The 10712-nt window shown below is 58.4% G+C and carries 6 protein-coding genes, 1 tRNA gene and 3 rRNA genes (1 of these 10 running past the window's edge); all 10 read left to right on the top strand.

Features of this window, described 5'->3' with window-relative positions:
- Window positions 1-1484, top strand: a 23S ribosomal RNA gene (locus tag I6L44_RS15850); it begins 1406 nt to the left of the window's first position.
- A 126-nt stretch (window positions 1485-1610) separates the two neighbouring features.
- Window positions 1611-1725, top strand: a 5S ribosomal RNA gene (gene rrf / locus I6L44_RS15845).
- A 46-nt stretch (window positions 1726-1771) separates the two neighbouring features.
- Window positions 1772-1847 (top strand) — tRNA-Thr (locus I6L44_RS15840).
- 27 nt (window positions 1848-1874) lie between these two features.
- Window positions 1875-1989, top strand: a 5S ribosomal RNA gene (gene rrf / locus I6L44_RS15835).
- Window positions 1990-2154: 165 nt separating this feature from the next.
- Window positions 2155-3120 carry a transcriptional regulator EbgR gene (gene ebgR / locus I6L44_RS15830; protein WP_005342046.1) on the top strand — a complete coding sequence of 322 codons (966 nt, stop codon included), beginning with the start codon at window positions 2155-2157 and terminating at the stop codon, window positions 3118-3120.
- Between the two features lie 321 nt (window positions 3121-3441).
- Window positions 3442-6516 (top strand): beta-galactosidase subunit alpha, encoded by a 3075-nt coding sequence (ebgA, locus tag I6L44_RS15825; protein ID WP_216952355.1) that lies wholly within the window; start codon window positions 3442-3444, stop codon window positions 6514-6516.
- Window positions 6513-6968, top strand: a complete 456-nt coding sequence (locus I6L44_RS15820) for a beta-galactosidase subunit beta (protein ID WP_216952354.1) — start codon at window positions 6513-6515, stop codon at window positions 6966-6968. Before ebgA ends, I6L44_RS15820 begins: the two co-directional genes overlap by 4 nt.
- Before the next feature lie 103 nt (window positions 6969-7071).
- Window positions 7072-8517 carry an amino acid permease gene (locus I6L44_RS15815; protein WP_216952352.1) on the top strand — a complete coding sequence of 482 codons (1446 nt, stop codon included), beginning with the start codon at window positions 7072-7074 and terminating at the stop codon, window positions 8515-8517.
- Between the two features lie 76 nt (window positions 8518-8593).
- Window positions 8594-8932, top strand: coding sequence for a tRNA-binding protein (locus tag I6L44_RS15810; RefSeq protein ID WP_201902795.1), 339 nt, complete (start codon window positions 8594-8596; stop codon window positions 8930-8932).
- Between the two features lie 167 nt (window positions 8933-9099).
- Window positions 9100-10545, top strand: a complete 1446-nt coding sequence (locus I6L44_RS15805; RefSeq protein WP_216952350.1) for an amino acid permease — start codon at window positions 9100-9102, stop codon at window positions 10543-10545.
- Window positions 10546-10712: the final 167 nt, after the last annotated feature.

The following is a 10712-nucleotide window of genomic DNA, read 5'->3' as shown; positions in this document are numbered from 1 at the left end:
TGGGGGGACGGAGAAGGCTAGGTGGGCCAGGCGACGGTTGTCCTGGTGAAAGTGCGTAGGTGGTGTTTCTAGGCAAATCCGGAGACACAACACTGAGACACGAGACGAACACACTACGGTGTGGAAGCCATTGATGCCCTGCTTCCAGGAAAAGCCTCTAAGCTTCAGATTACAAGTCATCGTACCCCAAACCGACACAGGTGGTCGGGTAGAGAATACCAAGGCGCTTGAGAGAACTCGGGTGAAGGAACTAGGCAAAATAGAACCGTAACTTCGGGAGAAGGTTCGCTCTTGACAGTGAAGTCCCTTGCGGATGGAGCAGTTGGGAGTCGCAGTGACCAGATGGCTGGGACTGTTTATCAAAAACACAGCACTCTGCAAACACGAAAGTGGACGTATAGGGTGTGACACCTGCCCGGTGCCGGAAGGTTAATTGATGGGGTTAGCGCAAGCGAAGCTCTTGATCGAAGCCCCGGTAAACGGCGGCCGTAACTATAACGGTCCTAAGGTAGCGAAATTCCTTGTCGGGTAAGTTCCGACCTGCACGAATGGTGTAACCATGGCCATGCTGTCTCCACCCGAGACTCAGTGAAATCGAATTCGCCGTGAAGATGCGGTGTACCCGCGGCTAGACGGAAAGACCCCGTGAACCTTTACTACAGCTTGGCACTGAACATTGAACCTACATGTGTAGGATAGGTGGGAGGCTTTGAAGGCGTGACGCCAGTTGCGCTGGAGCCGTCCTTGAAATACCACCCTTGTATGTTTGATGTTCTAACGCAGGGCCCTGAATCGGGCTCGCGGACAGTGCCTGGTGGGTAGTTTGACTGGGGCGGTCTCCTCCCAAAGAGTAACGGAGGAGCACGAAGGTTGGCTAATCCTGGTCGGACATCAGGAGGTTAGTGCAATGGCATAAGCCAGCTTAACTGCGAGACGGACAGGTCGAGCAGGTACGAAAGTAGGTCATAGTGATCCGGTGGTTCTGAATGGAAGGGCCATCGCTCAACGGATAAAAGGTACTCCGGGGATAACAGGCTGATACCGCCCAAGAGTTCATATCGACGGCGGTGTTTGGCACCTCGATGTCGGCTCATCACATCCTGGGGCTGAAGTCGGTCCCAAGGGTATGGCTGTTCGCCATTTAAAGTGGTACGCGAGCTGGGTTCAGAACGTCGTGAGACAGTTCGGTCCCTATCTGCCGTGGGCGTTGGATGATTGAAGGGAGTTGCTCCTAGTACGAGAGGACCGGAGTGAACGAACCTCTGGTGTTCGGGTTGTCACGCCAGTGGCACTGCCCGGTAGCTAAGTTCGGAATCGATAACCGCTGAAAGCATCTAAGCGGGAAGCGAGCCCTGAGATGAGTCATCCCTGACCCCTTGAGGGTCCTAAAGGGCCGTTGGAGACCACAACGTTGATAGGCGGGGTGTGTAAGTGCAGCGATGCATTGAGCTAACCCGTACTAATTACCCGTGAGGCTTAACCATACAACACCCAAGAAGTGTTCTAAGGCTTGTAGCAAATACCAAGCGCACTACTTACAAATTCAGTGATAATGACAAGCAACTAGCCAAGTCGTTATTCACGTCAGCTTTCCAAGATTGAAGAATTTGCCTGGCGGCCATAGCGCCGTGGAACCACCTGATCCCATGCCGAACTCAGAAGTGAAACGCGGTAGCGCCGATGGTAGTGTGGCATTCGCCATGCGAGAGTAGGACACTGCCAGGCACTCAATTTCAAGATTACGCCCAGCGTGGTCTTTACCGGTTAGTGTGCTGATATGGCTCAGTCGGTAGAGCGCATCCTTGGTAAGGATGAGGTCCCCAGTTCGATTCTGGGTATCAGCACCATTTTCAAGTTAGTTTTAAAAGCTTTTGCCTGACGGCAATAGCGCCGTGGAACCACCTGATCCCATGCCGAACTCAGAAGTGAAACGCGGTAGCGCCGATGGTAGTGTGGCATTCGCCATGCGAGAGTAGGACACTGTCAGGCACCTATTTAGAAGAGGCCTCCCATTCGGGAGGCCTTTTTGCATTTTTGTCTTCCAAAAAACTGCACTGTCGCCGGCATTTTAGTAAAAGTGCTGGGCTATCAAGGGATTGCCCGTTACTCTTTAGCCGTTGCCGATTAACACGTGATGCTGCCAGCGAGGTATTGATGGCTACGTTGAAGGAAATTGCACAGGAAGCGGGGGTTTCTCTCGCCACGGTATCCCGGGTACTGAACGAGGATCCCAGCCTGAGCGTCAAGGAAGAGACCAAGCAGCGGATCTTCGAGATTGCCGAACGGCTGGAGTACAAGACCAGCAGCGCTCGCAAGGGGGTACACAAGAGCAAGCTGCACTTTCTGGTGGTCTATGCCTATCCCCAGAGTACCGAGGTCAATGACCCTTACTATCTCGCTATCCGTTATGGCATCGAGACCCAGAGTGCCCGCCTCAATATCGAACTGACCCACCTCTACAACTGTGGTGAAGGGCGCGAACTGAGCGCCGTGGATGGCATTCTGGTGGTCGGTACCCTCACAGCCGAGCGTCTCGTCCAGCTAAGGGCTTGTTCCAGCCAGCTGGTGTTTGTAGACTGCCGTTCACAGGGAGAGTTCGACTCGGTCGATGTGGATCTCGCCCTGATCAGCCAACAGGTCGTCGATTACTTCATCGCGCAGGGGCACCAGCGTATCGGTTATATCGGGGGCCAGGATGAGAATCCGGATCTGCGCGAACTGGCCTTCCGCGATTATGGTCAGCGGCTGGGGGTGGTGCAGGAGAGCGATCTCTATCGTGGGGACTTCTCCAGCGCTTCCGGCTACCAGCTGGCGAAGGAGATGCTGGCCGGCGACTGGCCCAAGGCGCTGTTCGTCGCATCCGACTCCATCGCCATCGGCGTGCTGCGTGCCATCCACGAGAAGGGACTGGCGATTCCCCAGCAGATCGAGCTTATCAGCGTCAACGATATCCCGACCGCCAAGTTCACCTTCCCGCCGCTCTCTACGGTGCGGATCCACTCCGAGTTGATGGGCTCCCAGGGGGTCAATTTGCTGGTTGAGCGGCTGCGAGACGAGCGGGATATTCCCCTTCGGGTGCTGGTACCGAGCAAGTTGACCCTGCGTGGCACCACTCGCTGATTTTAGTAAAACATTCTTCTTTTTAGTCGCGCCATCTTGCGGTGGTGCGACTCCTCTCCCAAGTAAACTTATTTCCCATATCATCCCGTGACATCATATCGTATTGTTTTATAGTTGATTTTATTGCAGTTCAGCCAACGACTATCAACATCTATGCCACTCATCCATATCTTGCCCTCCTTTATCTCCCGCTTCTGATCTCGCTCACAAAACCATCTGTTCATTGTGATCAGGTTAAAACTTTACCAATCCAAAGCTGATATTTAGTAAATGTTTATCTAGAGTTTACCCAGTTAACGTTGCCTTGTTCCGGGAGGACATGTGAATAACTGGGAAAACGTCCAATTCGTTGGTGAAAACAGGCTGGCCCCGCGTGCCTACTTCTTCTCTTATGCCGACCACGCGCTGGCGGCCACCATGCAGCGCGAGCTGAGCCGCCGTTTTCTGAGCCTTGGCGGCCAGTGGCAGTTTCACTACTTCGACCACCCCTTGCAGGTGCCGGAGGCCTTCTATCACAGCCCTATGAGCGAGTGGGGCCAGATCACCGTGCCCAACATGTGGCATATGGAAGGACATGGTCAGCTGCAGTACACCGACGAAGGTTTTCCCTTCCCCATCGATGTGCCCTTTGTGCCGACCAACAACCCCACCGGCGCCTATCAGCGTAGCTTCACGCTGAGCCCGGCCTGGGACGGCGAGCAGGTGATCATCAAGTTTGACGGGGTGGAGACCTACTTCGAGGTCTATGTGAACGGCCACTATGTCGGCTTCAGCAAGGGGAGCCGTCTCACCGCCGAGTTCGATATCAGCGCCTACGCCAACATTGGCGAGAACCTGCTGTCAGTGCGGGTGATGCAGTGGGCTGACTCCACCTATATCGAAGATCAGGATATGTGGTGGATGGCGGGGATCTTCCGCGACGTCTATCTGATGGGCAAACCGGTCGCCCATGTGCAGGACTTCTTCATCCGCACCGCGCTGGCCGACGACAATCAAAGCGCCACCCTGAGCTGCGATATTCAGTTGGAGAATCTTGGTGTGCCCGCCCGTGATCACCGTCTGGTCTGGTCGCTGCTGGATCAGGGCCGCGAGATCGCCAGCGGCTCGCTCGATCATCTCGCCATCGACGGCAAGTGTGATTGCCGCTTCACGCTGGATCTGGCCACCCCCCATCTGTGGAGCGCCGAAGACCCGTACCTCTATCAGCTGCAACTCTCCCTCTACAACGGTCAGGGCGAGCTGCTGGAAGTGATCCCGCAGCGGGTCGGGGTGCGTGAAATCAAGGTCAAAGATGGCCTCTTCTACGTCAACGGCCACTACCTCAAGCTGCACGGGGTGAACCGCCACGACAACGACCACCTCAAGAGCCGCGCGGTCGGCATGGACCGTGTTGAACGCGATATCGTGCTGATGAAGCAGCACAACCTCAACTCGGTACGTACCGCCCACTACCCGAACGACCCGCGCTTCTACGAGCTGTGCGACCAGTACGGTCTGTTCGTGATGGCGGAGACCGACGTGGAGACCCACGGCTTTGCCAACGTCGGCGATCTCAGCCGCATCACCGACGACCCCTTCTGGGAGCCGGTGTTCGTGGATCGCATCGAGCGCCATGTTCATGCTCAGAAGAACCACCCCTCCATCATTATCTGGTCGCTCGGCAACGAGTCCGGCTACGGCTGCAACATCAGGGCCATGTACCGGCGCTGCAAGGCGATCGACCCGACCCGACTGGTGCACTACGAAGAGGATCGCGATGCCGAGGTGGTGGATGTGGTGAGTACCATGTACTCCCGCGTCTCCCAGATGAATTGCTTCGGCGAGTTCCCGATGGAGAAGCCGCGCATTATCTGCGAATACGCCCACGCCATGGGCAACGGCCCGGGTGGCCTCAGCGAATATCAGCAGGTGTTCGACCGTCATCCCCACATTCAGGGTCACTACATCTGGGAGTGGTGCGATCACGGCATTCTGGATCAGGACGAACAGGGGCGCCCCGTCTACAAGTACGGCGGCGACTACGGCGACTACCCCAACAACTACAACTTCTGCATGGATGGCCTCATCTATCCGGATCAAACCCCGGGGCCTGGCCTGCGCGAATACAAGCAGGTGATCTGCCCGGTCAAGGTGCGCGCTCTGGATCTGGCGAGCGGCCGGCTTGAGCTGGAAAACCGCTACTGGTTCTCCACTCTCGACGATATCCGCCTGCTGGTCGAGGTGAAGGCCGAGGGCGAGCTGCTGGCCAGCCAGCAAATCCGGCTGGAAGGGGTTGCCCCCGGTGCCATCACCGAGTTGCAACTCGAACTGCCATCCCTCGATGGGCGGGAAACCTTCGTCCAGCTGCGGGTCATCAAGGCCACCGCCACCCGTTACAGCGCGGCGGAGCACGAGCTGGGCCAGTACCAGTTCCAACTGAAGGCATCGACTCGCCAGCTGCAGCCCTTTGCCAATCCCAACGCCACCCCGTTGCAGATTGCCGACGAACGGCTTGATCTGACCTTGAGCGGCAGCGGCTTCGCCCTGCGTTTCTCGCGCCTCGATGGCAAGCTGGTGAGCTGGCAGCAGGATGGCAATGAGCTGATAGAGCGCGCTCCGCGCCTCACCTTCTTCAAGCCGATGATCGACAACCACAAGCAGGAGTACGAGAGCCTGTGGCACCCGAACCACCTGCAGATCATGCAGGAGCACTTCCGCACTCTGAGCTGGCGTCAGCTGGGTGAGGCGGTCGAGGTGACGGTAGAGAGCCTGATCGCGCCGCCGGTGTTCGACTTCGGCATGCGCTGCCGCTACGTCTACACCCTGAGCCCGAACGGTCAGCTGCACGTGGCTCTGTCCGGCCAGCCCTACGGCGGTTATGACGACATCATCCCCAAGATCGGCTTCGAGCTGGGCATTCGTCAGGATCTCGACCGGGTGCACTACTACGGCATGGGGCCGGGTGAAAACTATCAGGACAGCCGCCAGAGCAACTGGATCGACAGCTTCCAGAGCACAGTCGGCGAGATGTGGGAGCACTACCCCTTCCCGCAGGACAACGGCAACCGCCAGCAGGTGCGCTGGGCGACCCTGACCAACCGTCACGGCGCCGGTCTCTACGTGCGGCCCGATGCCCCCATCAACCTGAGCGTCTGGCCCTACAGCTGGGAGCATATCCACGCGGCGCAGCACATCAACGAGCTGGAGCCCTGCGGTTATCTCACCCTCAATCTGGATCACAAGGTGCTGGGGCTGGGCTCCAACTCCTGGGGCTCCGAGGTGCTGGACTCCTGGCGGGTGCGCTTCGAGCCGTTCAGCTTCGGCCTGACTTTGCTGCCCATCGCCCGTGGCAACCTCAATCCGGCTGCGCTGGCCGGGCTCGACCTCACCATCAACGGCGGGAGGAACCTCGCATGATCACCCTGGACAACCTGACCCTGTTCAAAAACATCTACCGGGAGGGCAAGAAGTGGGGCCGCTGTGTGGAGGCCATCAACAACTTGGCCAACCTCAAGCCCGGCATCTGCCACTCCATCGGAGACTCCCTCACCTACCGCTTGCAGGAGGGGGCCAGCCCGGCCACCTCACTGTTCGAGGGGCAACGCCGCTACTTCGACGTTCATTACTACCTAGAAGGGGAAGAGACGGTGGAGTGGGCTGCCAAGGATGATCTGCGGGTCGAGCAGGCCTATGACGACACCACCGACCGCGAGTGGCTGGCCGGCGAGGTGCGCGAGCGCCAGAAAGTCGGCAACGGTCAGGTGGTGATCTTCGAGAACGACGAGGCCTACCGTTTCGTCGGCGACGGGCCGGTGCGCAAGGTGATCATCAAGGTCACCGTCGAAGGCGGCTACTTCAAGAACAAATAACAAGCCGCCGGTTCTGCACTGACAAAAGCCGGAAGGGCGGGGCTCACCCTACAAATCATGCCCCGCCATTTCGCTGAGATAACTACAGGTCTGGAGATGCACCATGTCTGATTCCAAACGCAATACGATAGGCAAGTTTGGTCTGCTGTCGCTCACCTTCGCGGCGGTATTCAGCTTCAACAACGTCATCAACAACAACATCGAGATCGGTCTGGCCTCGGCCCCGATGTTCTTTCTGGCCACCATTTTTTACTTCATTCCGTTCTGCCTGATCATTGCGGAATTTGTGTCACTGAACAAAAACTCCGAAGCGGGGGTGTATGCCTGGGTGAAGAGCTCCCTCGGCGGTCGCTGGGCCTTTATCTCCGCCTACACCTACTGGTTCGTGAACCTCTTCTTCTTCACCTCGCTGCTGCCGCGGGTCATCGCCTACGCCTCCTATGCCTTCCTCGGCTACGAGTACATTCTCACCCCGGTGGCGACCACGGCATTGAGCATGGTGCTGTTCGCCTTTGCTACCTACGTCTCCACCAACGGCGCCAAGATGCTCGGCCCCATCACCTCGGTGACCTCGTCCCTGATGCTGCTGCTGACCCTCTCCTACATCCTGCTGGCAGGTGCGGCACTGGTGGGCGGCGTACAGCCAGCCGACCCCATCACGGTAGAGGCCATGCTCCCCGATTTCAGCTGGGCCTTCCTCGGCATCACTACCTGGATCTTTATGGCGGCCGGGGGCGCCGAGTCGGTGGCGGTCTACGTCAATGACGTGAAGGGCGGCTCCAAGTCATTCGTGAAGGTGATCATCGTCGCCGGGATCTTTATCGGGGTGCTCTACTCCATCGCATCGCTGTTGATCAACGTGTTCGTCCACAGCGACACCCTGAAATACACCGGCGGCTCGGTGCAGGTGTTTGAAGGGCTGGCGGCCTACTTCGGCCTGCCGGAGATCCTGATGAACCGCTTCGTGGGTCTGGTCTCCTTTACCGCCATGTTCGGCTCCCTGCTGATGTGGACGGCGACCCCGGTGAAGATCTTCTTCTCCGAGATCCCGGCCGGCATCTTCGGCAAGAAGACGGTCGAGCTCAACGAGAACGGTGTGCCTGCCCGTGCAGCCTGGATCCAGTACCTCATAGTGCTGCCGCTGATGGTGATCCCGACTCTGGGCTCCAACACAGCGCAGGATCTGATGAACACCGTCATCAACATGACCGCCGCCGCTTCCATGCTGCCGCCGCTGTTCATCATGCTGGCCTACCTCAATCTGCGTCTGAAGCTCGATCACCTGCCGCGGGAGTTCAAGATGGGTTCACGCACTACCGGCATCGCCGTGGTGTCGGTGTTGATCGCCATCTTCTCGGTGGGCTTCCTCGCCTCCACCTTCCCGGCCGGCGCCGACATCATGACCATCATCTTCTACAACGTCGGCGGGATCGTGATTTTCCTCGGCTTCGCCTGGTGGAAATACAACAGATACGAGGCCTCCCTCAGTGCCGAAGCGCGTGCCAAAGAGGCTCAGCCGACGGCACAGGTCGCCATGCAGACGCCATAGGTACGGCATTGAATTCCAATCAAATCGGGTGGCCGTTGGCCACCCGCAAACCGTTGAACCAGAAAAGGAAAAGAGCATGAGCGAGACGATCGAGTTTGCCGAATTCAAACGGGTCGAGATGAAGGTGGGCAAGGTGCTGGAGGTGGTGCGTCACCACGGGGCAGACAAACTCTACATCGTCCAGATCGATGTGGGTGGCGAGCGGCCGCTGCAGACTGTCACCAGTCTGGTGCCTTACTACAGCGAAGCGGAGCTGATGGGCAGCGAGGTGGTGGTACTGACCAACCTCAAGCCCACCAAAATGCGCGGTGAGCGATCCGAGTGCATGTTGCTGTGCGCCGAGACCCCGGACGAGAGCCAGAGCGTGCTGTTGCAACCGCGGGTGCCGATGGCGCCGGGCACCCCGATCGTCTGACTGGTATTGCGAGCCGGTGCGGTGAGATTGCACCGGTTCAGCAACGAGGTCGTCCACGCGGCCCGATCATAACAAGAGAGTAAAGCGCGGGGCCGACAGACCCTTGCCGAACACATCACAGAGTCACAGCGTTACCCGCAGGGAGCGCAAGTCCACTGGAGGACACCATGTCTGAATCCGTACGCGGCACCATAGGCAAGTTTGCCCTGTTGTCGATGACCTTTGCCGCCGTGTTCAACGTGCGCAACATCGTCAACAACAACATCGAGCTGGGGCTCAGCTCCGCCCCCATCTTCCTGCTGGCGACCATCGTCTACTTCATTCCGTTTGTTTTCATCATTGCCGAGTTCGTCTCGGCCAATAAAAACTCCGAGTCGGGGATGTACGACTGGCTGAAAAAGCCGCTCGGCACCCGGATGGCCTATCTGGGGTCGTTTCTCTACTGGTTCGTGAACCTCTTCTGGTTTGTCTCCCTGCTGCCCAACGTCATCGCCTACGCCTCCTACGCCATGCTGGGCTATGAGTACAGCTTCTCCCCCATGGTCACCTCGATCATCTCCATCGTGTTGTTTGCGGCGGCGACCCACATTTCCACCAAGGGGGCGAGCTGGCTCGGCAAGATTGCCGAGATCGTGGCCTACGGGGTATTTGCCCTGTTCGCCATCTATGTGCTGGGCGCCCTGATGGCTTTGAGTGGCGATCATGTGCCGGCCCAGCCCATCACGCTGGCGGCGATGACTCCCACCGTCAACTGGGCGACCCTCGGCATCATGTGCTGGATCTTCCAGGCGGCGGGCGGTGCCGAGACCGCAGCGGCCTACCTCAATGACGTGAAGGGCGGCCAGAAGTCCTTTATCAAGGTGATCATCAGTGCCGGTATCGTCATCGGTGCCATGTATGCGGTCGGTTCCCTACTGGTGAACGTGTTCGTGCCGCGCGAGAGCCTCACCTACGCCGGCGGCATGGTGGAGATCTTCACTGGCATGGCCCAGTACTTCGGGCTCTCCGAGGCGCTGGTGGGCCGCTTCGTCGGCGTGGTGCTGTTTATCGCCATGTTCGGCTCCATGATGATGTGGACCTCGGCGCCGGTGAAGATCCACTTCTCCGAGATCCCGCAGGGGGTTTACGGCGAGAAGACCACCCAGCTCAACGAGCACGGCGTGCCGGTGCGCGCCGCCTGGTGGCAGTTTGTCTTCGTATTCGCGATGCTGGTGGTCAACGGCTTCGGCTCCGAGTCGGTGCAGCAGATGATGAACACCGCCATCAACCTCACCGCCGGTACCGCCATGCTGCCGCCGATCTTCATCATGGTGGCCTACTTCGTGTTCCGCTGGAAACATGACGACACCCCCCGCGACTTCCGCATGGGGTCGCGCAAGTTCGGGATGGCGGTGGTGTCGGTGCTGATCGCCATCTTCGTGGTGAGCATGAGTGCCTCCGCCTTCCCGGCCGGGGTGGATCTGGTGCGCGCCTTCTTTATCAACGTCTTTATGACCGCGGTCTTCTCGGCACTGGCCTACTGGTGGATCTCCCGCTTCGAGAAGCGGCAGGCCCGCAAGCTCGCCGGCAATGAGAAGAAAACCGGCAACGGCCAGCTGGCCAGCCAGCGCTGATCGGCTGGGCGAAAAAACGAGACGGGCGGCCTGGGTCGCCCGTTTTTTTATCCATTTCGCGCCGGTTTGGCGCTATCTGGCCGCGGCTCATCAACTTCCGCTATTCGACAAAGCAAAGGCGTTAAGCATTGATGAACAATTAACCGCTGCACAACGTTGCGCCTCTC

The organism is Aeromonas sp. FDAARGOS 1414, assembly GCF_019047065.1.
GTDB lineage: Bacteria > Pseudomonadota > Gammaproteobacteria > Enterobacterales > Aeromonadaceae > Aeromonas > Aeromonas veronii_A.
This window is presented reverse-complemented; position numbering and strand designations above follow the sequence as displayed.